13 protein-coding genes are annotated in these 16,737 nt (G+C 54.3%); 9 read left to right on the top strand and 4 right to left on the bottom strand.

Annotated features, from left to right (window positions below; translation table 11 throughout):
• Window positions 1-33 precede the first annotated feature (33 nt).
• The 6 genes from J4377_RS17090 (at window position 34) to J4377_RS17115 (ending at window position 6,403) form a co-directional block, all read left to right on the top strand.
• Window positions 34-1,764, top strand: coding sequence for an FAD-dependent oxidoreductase (locus J4377_RS17090; RefSeq protein WP_253486215.1), 1,731 nt, complete (start codon window positions 34-36; stop codon window positions 1,762-1,764).
• Window positions 1,751-1,948 carry a DUF2783 domain-containing protein gene (locus tag J4377_RS17095; protein ID WP_038479120.1) on the top strand — a complete coding sequence of 66 codons (198 nt, stop codon included), beginning with the start codon at window positions 1,751-1,753 and terminating at the stop codon, window positions 1,946-1,948. The genes J4377_RS17090 and J4377_RS17095 overlap by 14 nt, the downstream gene beginning before the upstream one ends.
• An 85-nt stretch (window positions 1,949-2,033) precedes the next feature.
• Entirely contained in the window at window positions 2,034-3,341 is a 1,308-nt protein-coding gene (hmgA, locus tag J4377_RS17100; RefSeq protein ID WP_253486216.1) for a homogentisate 1,2-dioxygenase, read from the top strand.
• A gap of 36 nt (window positions 3,342-3,377) precedes the next feature.
• The gene (locus tag J4377_RS17105; protein WP_253486217.1) at window positions 3,378-4,397 is read left to right on the top strand and encodes a fumarylacetoacetate hydrolase family protein; all 1,020 of its coding nucleotides are present in this window, start codon (window positions 3,378-3,380) and stop codon (window positions 4,395-4,397) included.
• 35 nt (window positions 4,398-4,432) lie between these two features.
• On the top strand, window positions 4,433-5,077 hold the full coding sequence (gene maiA, locus J4377_RS17110; protein ID WP_253486218.1) for a maleylacetoacetate isomerase: 645 nt from the start codon (window positions 4,433-4,435) through the stop codon (window positions 5,075-5,077).
• Window positions 5,078-5,212: 135 nt separating this feature from the next.
• Entirely contained in the window at window positions 5,213-6,403 is a 1,191-nt protein-coding gene (locus tag J4377_RS17115; RefSeq protein ID WP_038479132.1) for a multidrug effflux MFS transporter, read from the top strand.
• A 72-nt stretch (window positions 6,404-6,475) separates the two neighbouring features.
• Here the strand turns inward: J4377_RS17115 and J4377_RS17120 are convergent, their stop codons facing one another.
• Entirely contained in the window at window positions 6,476-9,991 is a 3,516-nt protein-coding gene (locus J4377_RS17120; protein ID WP_253486219.1) for an indolepyruvate ferredoxin oxidoreductase family protein, read from the bottom strand.
• Window positions 9,992-10,168: 177 nt separating this feature from the next.
• Here J4377_RS17120 and J4377_RS17125 point away from each other — a divergent pair, with 177 nt between their 5' ends.
• The 3 genes from J4377_RS17125 to J4377_RS17135 all read left to right on the top strand — a co-directional run bounded on the left by J4377_RS17125 (window position 10,169) and on the right by J4377_RS17135 (window position 12,601).
• Window positions 10,169-10,651, top strand: a complete 483-nt coding sequence (locus J4377_RS17125) for an Lrp/AsnC family transcriptional regulator (protein ID WP_231657857.1) — start codon at window positions 10,169-10,171, stop codon at window positions 10,649-10,651.
• A 230-nt stretch (window positions 10,652-10,881) separates the two neighbouring features.
• On the top strand, window positions 10,882-11,937 hold the full coding sequence (locus J4377_RS17130) for a TRAP transporter substrate-binding protein (protein WP_253486220.1): 1,056 nt from the start codon (window positions 10,882-10,884) through the stop codon (window positions 11,935-11,937).
• A gap of 223 nt (window positions 11,938-12,160) precedes the next feature.
• Window positions 12,161-12,601, top strand: a complete 441-nt coding sequence (locus J4377_RS17135; RefSeq protein ID WP_253486221.1) for a hypothetical protein — start codon at window positions 12,161-12,163, stop codon at window positions 12,599-12,601.
• 113 nt (window positions 12,602-12,714) lie between these two features.
• On the opposite strand, the gene J4377_RS17140 is transcribed toward J4377_RS17135, so the two are convergent.
• The 3 genes from J4377_RS17140 to J4377_RS17150 form a co-directional block, all read right to left on the bottom strand.
• The gene (locus J4377_RS17140) at window positions 12,715-14,175 is read right to left on the bottom strand and encodes a sodium-dependent transporter (RefSeq protein WP_038479146.1); all 1,461 of its coding nucleotides are present in this window, start codon (window positions 14,173-14,175) and stop codon (window positions 12,715-12,717) included.
• A gap of 392 nt (window positions 14,176-14,567) precedes the next feature.
• Window positions 14,568-16,130, bottom strand: coding sequence for a sigma-54-dependent transcriptional regulator (locus J4377_RS17145; protein ID WP_253486222.1), 1,563 nt, complete (start codon window positions 16,128-16,130; stop codon window positions 14,568-14,570).
• Between the two features lie 72 nt (window positions 16,131-16,202).
• Window positions 16,203-16,679, bottom strand: a complete 477-nt coding sequence (locus J4377_RS17150; protein WP_253486223.1) for an Lrp/AsnC family transcriptional regulator — start codon at window positions 16,677-16,679, stop codon at window positions 16,203-16,205.
• Window positions 16,680-16,737: the final 58 nt, after the last annotated feature.

The following is a 16,737-nucleotide window of genomic DNA, read 5'->3' on the forward strand; positions in this document are numbered from 1 at the left end:
TGTAATGCACCCGACGCTGTAGGGGAGCAATAGATGCCAACAACCTATAAAAATCCTGTCTATCCTTACCGACGCCCGTCTGAACTTGATGTTCAAGGTGTTCGCCATTACCCAGTAGTGATTGTCGGTGCCGGACCTAGCGGCCTCGCTGCCGCCATCGATCTGGCTAAGCAGGGCATTCACTCAATTGTCCTGGACGATAACAACACCGTTAGCGTGGGGTCGCGAGCGCTATGTTTTGCCAAGCGATCACTGGAAATTATTGACCGCTTAGGGTGCGTCGAGCCGATGCTTGAAAAAGGCGTCACTTGGCAACATGGCCGCGTTTTCTTTCAGGATCGTGAGGTCTATGACTTCAACCTGCTGCCAGAAGATGGCCACCGCATTCCCGCCTTTATCAACTTGCAGCAGTATTACTTTGAAGAGTTTCTGGTCAACCGCGCCCACGACTTTGCCGAGCAAATTGATCTTCGCTGGAAACATAAGGTCATTGATGTCGATGCGCAGCCTGACAGCACTGCCCTCACAGTCTCGACTCAGGATGGTGATTACCAGTTGACCTGTGACTACCTTCTTGTCTCGGATGGCGCCAACAGCCGCATCCGCGACATGTTGGGCCTTGAGAGCAAAGGCCAGGTATTCCAAGACCGCTTCCTGATTGCTGATGTGGTGATGAAGGCCGACTTCCCGACAGAGCGCTGGTTTTGGTTTGACCCACCCTTCCACCCCAATCAATCAGTACTACTACACAAAGAACCCGACAATGTGTGGCGTATCGATTTCCAGCTAGGCTGGGATGCTGACCCGGAAGAAGAAAAGAAAGAAGAGAACATTCGCCCGCGCGTGCAGGCAATGCTTGGCCAGGATGTGGAGTTTGAGCTTGAGTGGGCCAGTGTCTATACCTTCCGCTGCCGGAAGATGGATAACTTTATTCATCACAGTGTGATATTTATGGGCGACGCCGCTCATCAGGTATCACCCTTTGGTGCCAGAGGTGCCAACGGCGCCCTGCAGGGCGTGGAAAACTTAGCCTGGAAACTGGCTCGCGTTCTCAAAGCCCAGGCGCCGAAAGTACTATTGTCCACGTATAACACCGAGCGCCAGCACGGCGCGGCAGAAAACCTGCTTAATTCTACCCGTGCCACTGACTTTATTACCCCGAAGAGCCATATCAGCCAAGTATTCCGCGATGTGACGTTGGAACTGGCGGAGAAACATGCCTTCGCACGCAGCCTAGTCAACAGCGGCCGCCTTTCCATGCCGTGTCGCTATGACAGCTCACCGCTTAATACGCCCGATGCTGATGGTGGCCCAAGCGAGGTGCGCCCTGGCAGCCCAACCAAAGACGCGCCTATTCGATTGGGCGAACAGAACGCCTGGCTACTCAATCAGTTTGGTAATGACTTTACGTTACTGCTTGACGGCCGCGTTGAGGATGAGCATGCCGCCACATTATTCAAAGACCTGGGTGTCCTGCTAGACCGCTGCCTTGATGTAAACCTAGTGATCGTTGGCCCCACGCCACATGTGCTTAGCACGTTACCGCGCACTACCGTCGTGGATGATGTTGAAGGGTTAGTGACGCAACGCTACGGCCTGAAAGCTGGTGGTGGATACCTTATCCGTCCTGACCAGCACATTGCTGCTCGCTGGCACGCTATCACTGCCCACCAGGTTGAAGACGCATTATACCGCGCGCTGGGCGTTTATCTTGCGGGTGCCGCTGACACTACTTTCCAGGAAAGTTGCCATGCAAAGGCTTGAACTGAACCCCAATTTCACTGATCCAGACGCCTTTTACGCTGCGCTCACCGCGCTACATCGCGACCGCAGCGAGGCAGAGAGCGAGCGCATCAATGCGCGCCTGATCCTGTTACTGGCTAATCATATCGGCGACCAAACCGTGCTTGAAGAAGCGATTTCTCATGCGGTTGGTGATGGCGATTAATCGCCGCGTCTTAGATCTATAAAAAGATAGGTCTATAAAAAGATAGCTTTATTTAAGTAACGTTCAAACAAAGCGGGTCTTAACAATGACTGAACAATTGAAGTATCAAAATGGCTTTCATAATCACTTTTCAAGCGAAGCGCTGCCGAGTGCACTGCCGATTGGGCAAAACTCACCGCAAAAGTGCGCTTACGGCTTATACGCAGAACAACTCACTGGTTCAGCATTCACTGCGCCCCGGCATCAAAACTTTCGTAGCTGGCTTTACCGCATTCGCCCTTCGGTTGTTCAGAGCGCGTATCAGCCACTGGAAAATAACAACGTACACACAGCCCCGCTAGACAAGCCCGCAGCGGACCCTAACCAAATGCGCTGGGATCCCGTTTCGATACCGGATGCACCGACTGATTTTATCGATGGCTTGTTTACCATTGCAGTCAACGGGGATGCGGGAACCCAAGCTGGCGTGGGCGTACATGTCTATACATTCAATAAAGACATGACCGAGCGGTTTTTCTACAACGCTGACGGGGAACTGCTCTTCGTTCCGCAGATGGGGGCTATTCGTCTACGCACCGAGTTTGGTGAACTCGAGATCGATAACGGTGAGATTGCCGTTATTCCTCGCGGTGTGAAGTTCCAAGTGCGTAAAGCACAGGGTGTTGACGCTGCGCGGGGGTATATTTGTGAGAACTACGGCAGCCCTCTAGAACTGCCCGGCCTCGGCCCCATCGGGGCTAACGGTTTAGCCAACCCGCGTGACTTCCAAAGCCCAGTAGCGGCTTATGAAGACCTGGAAGGTGACTACCGCTTAGTGGCTAAGTTCTCTGGTCGTTTCTGGGAAACAAAGCTCAACCATTCGCCGTTAGATGTGGTGGCGTGGCACGGTAACTGCGCGCCGTATAAATATAATCTCGCCAACTTCAACACCATCAATACAGTGAGCTTCGACCACCCGGATCCGTCAATCTTCACCGTCTTGACGTCCCCCTCCGATACGCCGGGAATGGCCAATCTTGATTTTGTGATCTTCCCGCCGCGCTGGATGGTTGCCGAGAACACCTTCAGGCCGCCCTGGTTCCATCGCAACCTGATGAGCGAGTTTATGGGGCTTATTCATGGCGAATACGATGCGAAAGCGGAAGGCTTCACTCCAGGTGGTGCTAGCCTGCACAATTCAATGTCACCACACGGCCCGGATGCTGAAACATTTGAGAAAGCTTCCAACGCTGAGCTGAAGCCACAGTTCCTGGGGGATACGCTGGCCTTCATGTTTGAAAGCCGCTACTTCTTCCACCCAACCCCTGCGGCTCTGGATGCTGACTTCCGCCAACGTGACTATGTGGATGTTTGGTCAACGCTGCGTTCGCACTTCAACCCAAACCAGCCCTAAAACTTATCGCCCCCTGACGACAAGGATTGAATGCCCATGAAACTTGCAACACTTAACAAAGGCCGCGACGGCGAACTTATCATCGTCTCCCGTGACCTCTCACACGCGGTGAGCGCTGTTGATATTGCTCCCACGCTTCAGGCGGCCCTTGAAAGCTGGGAAGCCGTTAGCCCTCAACTCGAAGAACGCTACGCACAACTGAATAGTGGTGATGTCGAAGGTGCCTTTGAGCTTGACCAGTGTGCCCTGCACTCCCCGTTACCGCGTGCCTATCAGTGGGCCGACGGCTCCGCCTATCTGAACCATGTCCAGCTGGTACGTCAGGCGCGTAATGCCGAGATGCCCGAAACCTTCTGGACCGATCCGCTTATGTACCAGGGCGGTAGCGACTGCTTCCTGGCGCCCACCGAAGATATCGAGGCGGTGAGTGAAGAGCATGGCATCGACTTTGAAGGTGAGATTGCGGTCATTACCGATGACGTGCCGATGGCTGTCACCCCCGAGGAAGCCGCCAAGCACATTAAACTAATAATGCTGGTTAACGATGTCAGCCTGCGCGGCCTGATTCCAGGCGAACTGGCGAAGGGCTTCGGCTTTTTCCAAGCCAAGCCTGCCTCTGCTTTTTCGCCCATCGCGGTGACCCCAGATGAACTAGGCGATGCTTGGCAAGAAGGCAAAGTGCACCTGCCGCTGACCGTGCACCTGAATGACGAGAAGTTTGGCGAGCCAGAAGCCGGGCCAGATATGATTTTCAGCTTCCCACAGTTGGTTGCCCATGCGGCTAAAACCCGCCACCTCGGCGCGGGCGCTGTGATTGGCTCTGGCACGGTTTCCAACCCAGATCCCGACGGCGGCCCTGGAAAGCCAGTGGCTGACGGTGGCGTAGGCTATAGCTGCTTGGCCGAAGTGCGCATGGTCGAGCAGATACTGTACGGCCAGGTGAAAACCCCCTTTATGCGCTTTGGTGACCGGGTACGCATCGAGATGTTTGACCGCGATGGCAACAACCTATTCGGTACCATCGATCAGCAAGTCGTAAAGTACCAGCCCAAATAAAAGCAATATGAGAAAGACAACATAAGGAAGGCAACATGACGACGCTCTACGGCTATTTCCGCTCGTCGGCTGCTTACCGGGTGCGGATCGCCTTAAACCTGAAAGGCCTGGACTACGATCAGGTTCCGGTCAATTTGGTGAAAGGCGAGCAGCGGGGTGGCGAGCATCTAACTCGCAACCCTCAGGGGATGGTGCCTAGCCTGGTACTGGACGATAGCTCAGTAGTTAACCAGTCGCTGGCGATCTGCGAGTATCTCGATGAGATACACCCCAAGCCTTCGCTGCTACCGGCTGATGCCTTAGCGCGCGCAAGGGTTCGTGCGCTTGCCCTGTCGGTGGCTTGCGAGATTCACCCACTCAACAACCTGCGGGTGCTCAAGTATCTCGTCAGTGAACTGGGGGTGGATGAGGCGGCCAAGTTAGCCTGGTATCGCCACTGGATTACCGAGGGCTTCGCAGCCCTGGAAGCGACGCTCTCTACTGACCCCAGCAGCGGCGACTTTTGCCATGGCGACACCCCAACGCTTGCGGATATCTGCCTGATTCCCCAGGTGTATAACGCAGAACGCTTCGAGTGCGATTTGTCAGCCTACCCGACGATCCAGCGTATCGCTGCCAATTGTCGTTCGCTGCCAGCCTTCGAAAAAGCCGCCCCCGGAGCACAGCCTGACGCCAACTAAGCTGAAGCCAAGCCCAATAAAGCGATACTATTAAGCTATACTAAGCAGGCTAACATAAGCGGGCGTCTTTCCACTCGGGAAGGCGCCCGACTCGTGTCCGAAGGGGCATCACATCCAACCAAAAGGAGTTAAGGGGTGCTAAAGCTGCCCTCTACCGCCACCGTAGTGGCACTGGCCGCGGTGACTGCACTCGGCCCGCTGGCGACGGATATGTATTTGCCAGCCATGCCCGCGATGGCAGAAGCGCTGAATACTGGCCCAGACCGAATACAGCTGACCCTTAGCCTCTATATGGCTGGATTCGCTCTGGCCCAACTAGTGTGCGGGCCAATCTCTGATCGCTTTGGCCGCCGCCCGGTGATGATCGCAGGGTTATCGCTGTTTCTCGCTGCGAGCCTACTCTGCGCCTGGGCGCCTAGCGTCGAGTGGTTGCTGGTAGGCCGCTTCCTACAGGCCTTCGGCGGTGCTGCTGGACCGGTATTAGCACGGGCATCGGTGCGTGATATTCATGGCCCTATCGAGGCTGGGCGCATTCTCTCCTATATGGCAAGCACGATGGCCCTCGCCCCTGCTCTGGCCCCTGTGGTGGGTGCAGGGTTACTGCTGTTTTTTGGCTGGGAATCGGTGTTCGTGGTGCTGGCGCTCTACGCGGCAGTGATGCTGGCGGTGCTGATATTTATGCTACCCGAGCCGTTGGCGAAGGAGCGACGGCAATCGATCCACCCGAAAACAGTACTGGCTAACTTCCGCTTACTACTGACTCAGCGTGCCTTTATCGGCTACACCTTGGTGAATGCGGCCGCGTTCTCCGGGCTATTCGCGTACCTTTCTGGCTCATCTTTTGTCCTCATCGAGTACCTGGGTGTCGCGCCCACGTTGTATGGCGTGCTGTTCACGCTGATTGTCGCGGGCTTCTTCTTCGGCACGCTGGTCAGCGGCCGCTATAGCCACCGCCTAGGTCGTGATCGCCTCGTTACTTTGGGCAGCGTAATCTGCGCAACTGGGGGCGTCGTCATGGCGGGCTTGGCCACCGTTGGCGTTCATCATCCGTGGGCGGTGGTGGGGCCGCATATGGTGTTCATGCTGGGAGTAGGCATTTTGATGCCACAAACAATGGCCGGTGCACTGGCGCCCAACCCCCAATGTGCAGGCGCAGCGTCTTCTTTGTTTGGTTTTCTGCAAATGACGATTGCCGCTGTGGTAGGTGGATTAGTCGGGCAATTCCACGACGGCAGCTCGCGCACCATGGCCTTGACGATTGGGCTGATGGGGCTGCTCGCCTTACTAAGCCACTGGCTGCTGGTACGCCGCCGAAAAGAGACGTAGTTGAATCAAATGTATCGCTACCTAGCAAAAGGCCACGCATTGCGTGGCCTTTTTTACCTATATTGAGTTGCCTCAAGCAGCTTCGACAGCGATGGTCTTCGAGCGACCTTCACGTAGCTCCTTCAACAACGTCTCGCGGCGCTCGTTGGCTTTCTCAGCGGCAGCTTCGCGGACTGGTCCGAAACCACGAATCTCTTCTGGCAGCTTAGCAAGCGTTAAGGCCGTGGCGTGATTCGTACCATCAAGACGGGCCACTAACTCATCAATCAACTGCTCGTAGCCAGCCAATAAAGCGCGGTCGAGCTTACGATCAGCGCTGAAGCGGAAAGGGTCAAGCGCCGTGTTGCGCAAACCGCGCATCTTGGCCAGCGCGCCCATTGCCTTCAGCACCCAGGGTCCGAAGCGGCGCTTCACCGGACGCCCTTGCGCATCTTTACGACCACCCAGCAGCGGCGGTGCCAAATGGAAGGTTAGCTGGTAATCTCCCGAGAACGTCGCTTTGACCTCATCCAGAAAATCGCTCTGGGTATAAAGGCGCGCCACTTCATACTCATCTTTATACGCCATCAAACGATAGAGCTGATGGGCGACGGCTTCACTCAACGATTGGCCACCGTATAGTGCTGCTTCGGCCTCACGCACTTTCGCTACTTGGGTAACGTAACGCTCAGCCCAGGCACGGTTCTGATAGCGCTCCAGGTGGCGACTATTACGCGCTATCACGTCGTCCAGTGTAGCATTCGCGGACAGGGGCATCGTGTCCAAATGCTGCTGAAGGTAGTCGGGCTCCACCGCTGCCAAGCGGCCCCAGGCAAATGCCTGCCGGTTCTTCTCCACAGCGACGCCGTTAAGTTCCAAAGCACGCTGCAGCGCAGGTTCAGAAAGCGGCACCAGCCCCTGCTGCCAGGCAAATCCCAGCATCATCATATTGGAAAACACCGTATCGCCTAGCAGCTGTTCGGCTAGGCGATTGGCATCCAGGGAAGCAAAGCGTTCATCTCCTACCGCTTCACGCAACATGTTAAGGCGCTTACTGGGCTGCATATCCGCATCGCGATAAAGGACATAATCCGCCGTGGCTAGCTCGGCCAGATTCGCCACGATACGCGTGGTCGGCTGCAGCACATTCAGTGCTTTCTGCGAACTCGCCACGACCATATCGCAAGCGATCATCGCATCGGCCTGACCGGCTTCGATACGGACCTGATTCAGCTCGCTAGGCTGTGATGCCAGACGCACATAGCTAAGGACTGCCCCGCCTTTTTGCGCAAACCCCATAAAGTCGAGCACGCTGCTGCCCTTGCCTTCCAGGTGTGCTGCCATGGTGATCAGTTGCCCAACGGTCACCACGCCTGTGCCACCAACGCCCCCCACCAGTAAGTCATAAGGGGCTGTCAAAGTGGCAATGGCAGGGTTAGGCAAATGCGCTATACGTTGCCAAAAGGCATTATCTGCGGTGACGCCTTGGCCTTTACGCAGCCCGCCGCCTTCAACAGTGACAAAACTGGGGCAAAAGCCACTGACGCAGGACATATCCTTGTTGCAGGACGACTGATCGATTTTGCGCTTACGACCTAGTTCGGTCTCGCGAGGCACCACCGATAAACAGTTGGACTGTACAGAACAATCACCACAACCTTCGCAAACATGATGGTTAATGAACACCCGGCGGGCGGGGTCTTCCATTAAACCACGCTTGCGCCGACGGCGTTTTTCAGCCGCGCATGCCTGGTCATAAATCAACACGGTGCAGCCAGGAATTTCGCGCAGTTCACGCTGCAGCGTGTCCATCTCTTCGCGCCCGTGGAAGGTTACCTGCTTAGGAAACTCCTTTTCATGCCCACGGTATTTTTCGGGTTCATCACTGACCACCACTACCCGACGAACACCTTCATCCAGCGATTGCCGGGCGATCATCGGCACGTTGATTTGCCCATCCACGGGTTGACCGCCCGTCATGGCAACCGCGTCGTTGAACAGGATTTTATAGGTAATATTGACGTTAGCAGCCACTGCCTGACGAACCGCCATTGAGCCCGAGTGAAACCAGGTGCCTTCGCCTAAGTTCTGGAAAATATGGCCGTTGCCGGTAAAGCGGCTCTTGCCCACCCAGTTAACGCCTTCGCCGCCCATCTGAATTAAAGATTCGGTGCTGCGGCCCATCCACGACGCCATAAAATGACAGCCGATGCCCGCCAGGGCTTTACTGCCCTCCGGCACCTTGGTCGAGCTATTGTGTGGGCAACCCGAGCAGAAATACGGCATGCGGCGCACACCACCAAGCTCCTTAACGCCGGCTTGGCAAGCGTCAACGGTTGCCAGTTTGTCGCTAAAATCAATGTTGAAAAAGCGCGCGAGACGCTCGGCGACAAAGCCTGCCAAGAGACGCGGGCCCAGCTCCCCAACAAAGGGAATCAAGGGCTTGCCGGTTTCATCCTGCTTGCCGGTCACGATGACCTCACCAGGATGGTCGGGTTCGGACATGTACTCTTTAAGCTGACTTTCAATAATGCCGCGCTTCTCTTCAATGACCAGCACTTCGCGCTTGCCATGAATAAACTCAAGAATGCCGGGGCGATGGAGCGGCCACACCATCCCGACCTTGTATATTTCCACCCCCAATTCACGCAGCTTCGCTTCATCCAGCCCCAACAAACGCAGCGCCTCAAGTAAATCCAGGTGGCCCTTGCCTGTGGTAACCAGCCCAAATGTCGCCTGTTCTTGGCGAAATAAATACTGATCAATCGGGTTAGCGGTGGCAAACGCCTGAACGGCGGCCAGCTTGTGCTCAAGGCGGGTCTCAAGCTGCGGTCCCGGCAGGTCAGGCCAGCGGTAGTGCAGCCCGCCTTCCGGCATTTCGAAATCCGGCGTTACATATTCCGGCAAAGGTGGCACGTCCACCGATGCGCCACTTTCTACGGTTTCGGAAACGGCTTTGAACCCCACCCAGCAACCAGAGAAGCGTGAAAGTGCATAGCCCCATAGCCCAAAGCGTTCATATTCCGCCAATGAGGCAGGGCTTACGACCGGCATAAACCAGGCCATAAAGGCGACATCCGACTGGTGTGGCATGGAGGACGATACACACCCATGATCATCGCCCGCGACCACCAGCACACCACCCGTCGGTGAGCTACCGTAGGCATTACCGTGCTTTAACGCGTCGCCCGCGCGGTCAACACCTGGCCCTTTGCCATACCACATGCCGAAGACGCCTTCGACTTGCCGCTCAGGATCTGTCTCTACCTGTTGGCAACCCAGCATCATGGTAGCGGCCAGGTCTTCGTTGATCGCAGGGACAAAATCGATGTGATGCGCTTCCATAGCGGCTTTCGCCCGCCAAATTTCTTGGTCCACACCGCCTAAGGGCGAGCCACGATAGCCACTGATAAGTCCTGCCGTCTGGCGGCCATTATGGCGATCAAGCTCCGCCTGACGTAAGGCGATGCGTACCAAGGCTTGGGTGCCAGTAAGAAAAATACGGCCTTCGCCTCGGCTATAGCGGTCGGCCAGCTGATAATTATCAAGTGCGATCTCGAGAGGCTGGGTAATAGAACCCGCCTGCTCAGCAATTGAGGGGGTTGTCATGAGAGTTCACCAGTACGGTTGAAGAGTTATGGTTGTAATACATCTGAGTCTAGCCAAGAGCGCACTAAAGGTGCTTGCTAATTAACTCTTCAAACGTCTGGTTATTAATCATTACTTTCATTTTTTTAGTTTTGACGCAATGATATTCAACAAACCACAAATAAATGAAATGGCACCATGAAAGAAGTAACCAAAGAAATCACCTTAGACAGGCATGATCAGCGCATTCTTACCCTGCTTCAGCAACAGGGGCGTATTACCAACAATGAACTCGCCGAACAGATCGGGCTCTCCCCCGCGGCCTGTTGGCGACGCGTAAAAGCCCTGGAGGAGAGTGGCGTTATCCGCCGCTTTGCAGCGTTGGTAGAACCCAGCCTAGTGGGCCAACCACTGTCGGCACTGGTCATGGTGACGTTGGTTCGCCACCACATCGACAATACCGTCGAGTTCGAAAATCGCATTCTGCAATATCCAGAAGTGCTGCAGTGCTATGCCACCACCGGCAACGCCGATTTCGTATTGCGAGTAGTGATCGAGGATATGGCGGCTTACGACCGATTTCTGAATGAAAAACTCTTCACCTTGGAGGGCATTTCCCAGGTCAGCTCCAATTTCGTGCTGCGTAATATCAAAGAAGAGACCGCTATCCCGATTCGTTGAATCAGCCGATTGAGACCACCAAGCCTTACTGCCCGTTAGAACGAGCCTCCAAAACTTCAAAATTAAGACTTAAGTATCAACTCAACCAACTTTAAATTAGTTGCTATTGAAACTATCTAAAGGCAAGGTAAGCGTTGTGATTTACGCCTCCTGAGAAGGCGCCACTTGCTCGGTGTTAGGCGTTACCAATAACAACACAGACGTTAATAACGTCGTTTTGGAGCTTCCGCATGAAACAACCAGCTCGCTTACTCGTGGGTGCGATCGCGCTTTCCAGCATGGCGTTCAGCATGTCTTCATTTGCCCAGGCAACGATCACCGTGAGCACGTGGGGTGGGCCGAATCACGGGATTAATACCATTGTTTGGCCGACCTGGAAGGCGTGGATTGAAGAAGCCACTGATGACCGTGTCACGGTAGAAGTAGTACACGATATGGGGCCTCCTCCCGCACAAATGGAGATCGTTGCTGATGGTATTGCAGACGCCAGCTGGATTTTTCACGCCCATATGGCGGGTCGTTTTCTAGCCACGCAGCTACCTGAATTCCCCACCTTTGAGGAGTTCTCTTCAGAAGATGCTTCCGCTGCCTATTGGCATACCCACCAAGAGTATTTGCAGCAAGCCAATGAGCACCGTGGTGTTGATGTCGTTGCGATGGGCGTGCATGGGCCAGGGCAAATATTTACCCGTGACCAAATAAGCTCTATTGATGAGCTTGCTGGCAAACGGCTGCGCGTGGGCGGCGGAGTGATGAGTGGCTTAGCCGAGGCAATGTCGGTAACCGGTGTCTCCATTCCGCCCACAGGCACCTACGAAGCGGCATCCCAGGGCGTTGTCGACGGTGCGATGCTAACGCTTGAGAGCTTACGCAGCTTCCGTGTGGCTGAAGTTGCCCCGCACACCCTTACCGTAGACGGCGGTTTCTATCGCGGCAGCTTTGCGATTGTTATGAACCCGATGTTCTGGGACCAAGTGTCGGACGAAGACCGCGCGGCGATTGAAAGCGTATCGGGTGAGCGGCTTTCACGCTTGTTTGGCTACATGATGGATGTTTCCGACCAGCGCGGCGTTGAATTTGGTGAAGAAAATGGCGCAACCTTTACCCAAGCATCGGAACAAGACATTGATTACCTGAGGGGCGTTGCTAGCAACTTACAAGATGCCTGGAGTGAGTCGATAAAGAGTCGTGGTGTTGATGCGCCTGCCGCACTTGCCTTCTTTCATGAACAGTTAGTCAATGCAGCGGCCGAAGAGCGTATCGAAGCGAGTGTTGTTAGTCACTGAGCCGCTAGATTAGGTGCTCTCGCCGCGGCCGTATAATCGGCGGCGAGAGCAGCACTCACATTATGATGACGCCCTATAAGCAGCTACTTTTCTATCACTTCCCTCCACTCCCTCCTCCCGCATCTCTGTTTCACTTGAAACCAACTTGATCCGCGTCAAGATAGTTTATCTCTCGTCGGTTGATACTGATGTCATCATCAAGAACCGCCGAGGGAGAATGACCATGGATACTGCCCAGCATACAGATACCACCTCTTGGTGGGGCCGCCTCACAGAGCGCTGCTATACAGCATCAACCGCGACGTTAGCCCGCAACATAAACCAGCAAGCAGGCGCTAGCTATGATGCACTTATCAACGACCTGGAAAGACCGCTAGAGCCACGCTTTGAGCAGGCAGTGGCAAGGCAGCTAGCAGCAGGCCAACCCGCTCATTTCAGCCCAGCCAAAACCTTAATGCCAGTTATGATGCAGCGCCTTAAAGAGAGTAAGCTTCATGGGAATGTTCTGATGAAGCATGCCGACTATCGTACACTGCGTGACACCTGCAACGCTTGCGCAGCCGTTGGCGATTGTTGGAAAGCGATGCGGGCAAGTGCCGAGCTTGATGAGTGCCGCCGCTTATGCCCTAACGCCAATGCCTTTGATGCCTTAGCGGCACAGTGAAGCGTGTTGATTAACATACCAGCAACGTATCTCTCTAACGCAAAGCGCTCCCACCGACTATCGATGAGAGCGCTTTGATGACTCTTCTTAATGTCTTATTCTAACGAGTTGCTTCAGGAAGCCTGATGCCGCAGTCGTGGGCTAGCTAACTCTCCCACCACGGTAATAACCACCAGCAGGGCTAGCAGCCACGGCCACTGAGTGCCTACTTGAAGAGTGGCAAGGCCCAGCGCATCGATGAAAATTAACACGATGCCTAACGGGCTGACGTAACGCACCATAAACAGCCACAGCGTGTGTTGGGTACGGGAGAGCCCTAGCTCCTCTCTAAATAGCTCAGTACGCAGCAGGAAGCCTGCCATCAGTGCCGTACCTAAACCGCCTAATGGCATCATCCAACGGGAGGTCAGGTAATCCAGCCAATCGAAGAAAGTGCGGCCTGCCACCGTCCAATCCGCGCCCATATTGAAAGACAGCATTGCCAAGGTGCTTACCAACCACAGCACGATGCCCACACCCCAGGATGCCCGTTTGCGCGTCATCCCTTTGCTTGCAACTAGCCAGGCCACTGTCGCTTCGATCATTGAAATCGACGACGTAAGCGCGGCCATCGACAGCATCACAAAGAACAGGACGCCAAACAACGTACCAAACGGCATTGCTTGGAAGGCCAGGGGCAAGCTCATAAAGATCAACCCTGGCCCTTGGCCGGGATTCATTCCGTTAGCGAAAATAATCGGGAAAATAGCCAAGCCTGCCATCAGCGCGACAACGGTATCAGCAATGGCCACACTGAATGTCGTGCGCGCAATGGAGTGCCCTTCTGGCAGGTAAGAACCGTAGGTAAGAATGGCACCAGACGCGAGCGACAAGGTAAAGAAGGCATGCCCCAGTGCCGCTAAGAGCCCTTCACTGCTTAACCCTTCGGCATTAAAAGAAAACAGAAAAGACCAAGCTTCGGCAAAGCCACCAGAAAAAGCACCGTAGCCAATCAGTATGCCCAGCATGATCACCATGCCTGGCATCATCCAACTGACACTCTTTTCAATACCTGCTTGTACGCCCTTACCGACGATGAACATGGTTAGCACCGTCACTAGCGTGCTCCAGGCGCCTAACGTGAAAGGGTTGGCATTATTAGCGGCAAAAATTGCTGCCATATCATCGACGCTATTACCGGCCAGTCCGCCGCTCAGCATTTTCCACAGATAGGAAAATGACCAGCCAGCGACGACCACGTAGAACGACAGAATCATGAAACCACACAGCATGGCCATCCAGCCGAAGATCGACCAGAAACTGCCGCGCCCTGACTCATGTACCACTCGACGGATAGCATCAATCGGGCTACCCCTACCGCGACGCCCAAAGCTGATTTCAGCCATCATGATAGGAACACCTACTGCCAATATGCAGGCCAAATAGACCAGCACAAAAGCGCCACCCCCGAACTCGCCAGTGATGTAAGGAAACTTCCAGATATTACCCAGGCCCACTGCAGAGCCAGTGGCTGCCAGCACAAACCCCCAGCGGCCCAGCCACAGCGTTTTGGGGGGCGTATTTGTCGTTGTCATTGGGAAACCTTATAAATTTATATTGTTTTTTAGGCTATTTATTATGAGCAGCTAGAACAGCTACTTAAGAGCGATTAACTGCCTATAAAAGCCAACCAACTGCGGTCAATCAGTCATAAAGAGCAATCTATAAAGAGTCTATGGAGATAGCCATAGGGCAGGAATGGGGTTAAATCGCATTCGGCGAGGCGCTACCCGCGGAAGCGGCATAAAACTGTAAAGTAATCGTTACACCCAGAAAAAAATGCCGAAGAGTGGTGTCTTGCCGTTGTATTTTGCTGACAAACTGTAAACAAATCGTGACAGTTAATTCACCTACTATACGTACTTTTTTAAGATTTTGCTTAAGTAGAGCCTTGAATACGGCTTAACGTGCTGTTCCAGGTACGGTTTCAAGTGCAATCTTGAGCACCAATACCGTAACGCTTGAGTTTATTCGCAATGGTTGTGTGGGAAACACCCAACCGCTTGCCTAACTGGCGGCTGGAGGGATGCTGCTGATACAGCGTACTCAAGATATTCTTTTCCACCTCGCCTAACATGTCGCTCAAGCTTCCCTCTAATGGAATACCCGCCAGCTCAGGCGATACTTCACTGTGAGGAAGACGCAAATGCACCGGCTGAATGGCTTTCTCTTCACATAGCGACACCGCCTGGAACAACACATTTTCCAACTGACGCACATTGCCCGGCCAGTCGTAGCGGATGATTTTTTCCAACGCAGCAGGTGAAAGTTCAGGCAAAGGGCAGCCTATCTGACGCGCCGCACGATCAAGCACATAGGCAGCCAACTCCTCGATACCATCCAAACATTCACGTAAGGGAGGGACCTGTAGCAACAGCACATTAAGTCGGTGATAAAGATCCAGCCGAAACAGCCCTTCACTACATAACTGCGGCAGGTTCTGTTGAGTGGCACAGATCACCCGGACATCCAGGAAGGTTTCCTCGTCGCTACCCACACGCCGGAAGCCGCCATCCTGAAGAAAACGCAACAGTTTTGTCTGCAGACGTGGGCTCATTTCACCGACTTCATCGAGAAACACGGTGCCGCCTTCGTTAAGCTCCAGAAGGCCAAGTTTTCCTTCTGGCCGAGCGCCTTCAAAAGCACCGGGCGCGTAACCGAAAAGCTCTGTCTCGGCCATTGATTCTGGCAGCCCAGCACAGTTGAGCACCACAAACGGCGCTTGCCCGCGATGGCTTGCCAAATGGCAGGCTCTGGCGACCAGTTCTTTCCCAGTCCCCGTTTCTCCTACAATCAGCAACGGGGCATCCAGTGGCGCCATACGCCGCGCCTCATTGATCACGGCGGCCAATCGCGAACTCGACTGAAAGATGGCCTCAAAGCCACGCAGTTCCTGGCGCTGCACCTGATAAATACGTGCCCCAATACGGTCGGCACGATGCAATGTCACCACCGCCCCGGCTAATGAATCCACCTTGGTGTCTTCGGTGTGCAGTGGCGCAATATCGGCGAGATAGGTATCGCCTTTCAGCTTGATCCGCAGCCCATTGATACGTGAGTTGTTGCGGCGAATCACCTCGGGAAGGTCGACTTCGTCAAGGTAGCGATCCAGCGATAGCCCGGGTACTTCTTGAACGCGCACCCCCAATACCTGAACGGCGATACGGTTGGCCGCTACAATGCGGCCCTGCATATCTATCGACATAACGGGGTCAGAAAGCGAAGACAGCAATGCATCCAACTCCAAATGACGACGCTCGCTGGGCATCAAGCTCGCGCGTTTGACGCCAAAAACGCCTGGGATAGCTTCCAGTGCCGGCTTAAGCGTACTCAGCTGGGCATTAAGCAACTTCGGGACATGCAAATAGATGGTATTGCCCTGCTCGCCCCCGACTTCGCCCCGCGCGACATTAATTCGGTAGTCAGCAAACTGGGCCACTATATCGCGAAGAATGCCGATTCGATTCTGACAATAAAATTTAAGACGCATAGAACCCTCACCGCACAAAACTAACGTAGCTACTTAGGCTTTGCCTGAAAAATCAGTGATTTCGGACATCGCCTAGCCACCACTCACCGGCAGCCCCTGCTCCTCTTTCATACTACGCAGTATGATTTCAGAGCGAACCTGGGTGACATTAGGATGAGGTAATAAATGGTGGTGAATAAAGTCTGAAAACTCGGTGAGGTCCTTGGCGATAACGTGCAATACATAGTCCGCATCCCCCGACACAGAATAAGCCTCACGCACCATGGAGTGCTTCGTCAGTAACGTTACAAAATCATCATCCATGCTCTCACCATGCGCTTTGAGATTAACGCGAGTGATCGCACGCAATCCAAACCCCAGGCGGGAGGCATCAAGCCTCGCCGAATATCCCTTAATCACCCCTTCGGCTTCTAGCCGCGCTTTACGCCGGGAGCACTGAGAGGGAGACAAGCTGACCCGTTCTCCCAACTCTGAATTGGTGAGGGCTGAGTTCTTCTGCAATACTGATAAAATTGCAAGATCATATCGATCCAAAGAAATCCCATGCATAGAACACTCCATTTGCGCACAAGCTGTGCGCTATTTGGCGATATCTTAGGTTAGTTTG

It is taken from the genome of Halomonas sp. XH26, from assembly GCF_024138895.1.
Taxonomy (GTDB): domain Bacteria; phylum Pseudomonadota; class Gammaproteobacteria; order Pseudomonadales; family Halomonadaceae; genus Vreelandella; species Vreelandella alkaliphila.

Coding starts and splice junctions, on each gene's coding strand:
- J4377_RS17090 (WP_253486215.1), top strand. CDS start 34: ATGCCAACAACCTATAAAAATCCTGTCTATCCTTACCGACGCCCGTCT.
- J4377_RS17095 (WP_038479120.1), top strand. CDS start 1,751: ATGCAAAGGCTTGAACTGAACCCCAATTTCACTGATCCAGACGCCTTT.
- hmgA (WP_253486216.1), top strand. CDS start 2,034: ATGACTGAACAATTGAAGTATCAAAATGGCTTTCATAATCACTTTTCA.
- J4377_RS17105 (WP_253486217.1), top strand. CDS start 3,378: ATGAAACTTGCAACACTTAACAAAGGCCGCGACGGCGAACTTATCATC.
- maiA (WP_253486218.1), top strand. CDS start 4,433: ATGACGACGCTCTACGGCTATTTCCGCTCGTCGGCTGCTTACCGGGTG.
- J4377_RS17120 (WP_253486219.1), bottom strand. CDS start 9,991: ATGACAACCCCCTCAATTGCTGAGCAGGCGGGTTCTATTACCCAGCCT.
- J4377_RS17125 (WP_231657857.1), top strand. CDS start 10,169: ATGAAAGAAGTAACCAAAGAAATCACCTTAGACAGGCATGATCAGCGC.
- J4377_RS17130 (WP_253486220.1), top strand. CDS start 10,882: ATGAAACAACCAGCTCGCTTACTCGTGGGTGCGATCGCGCTTTCCAGC.
- J4377_RS17135 (WP_253486221.1), top strand. CDS start 12,161: ATGGATACTGCCCAGCATACAGATACCACCTCTTGGTGGGGCCGCCTC.
- J4377_RS17140 (WP_038479146.1), bottom strand. CDS start 14,175: ATGACAACGACAAATACGCCCCCCAAAACGCTGTGGCTGGGCCGCTGG.
- J4377_RS17145 (WP_253486222.1), bottom strand. CDS start 16,130: ATGCGTCTTAAATTTTATTGTCAGAATCGAATCGGCATTCTTCGCGAT.
- J4377_RS17150 (WP_253486223.1), bottom strand. CDS start 16,679: ATGCATGGGATTTCTTTGGATCGATATGATCTTGCAATTTTATCAGTA.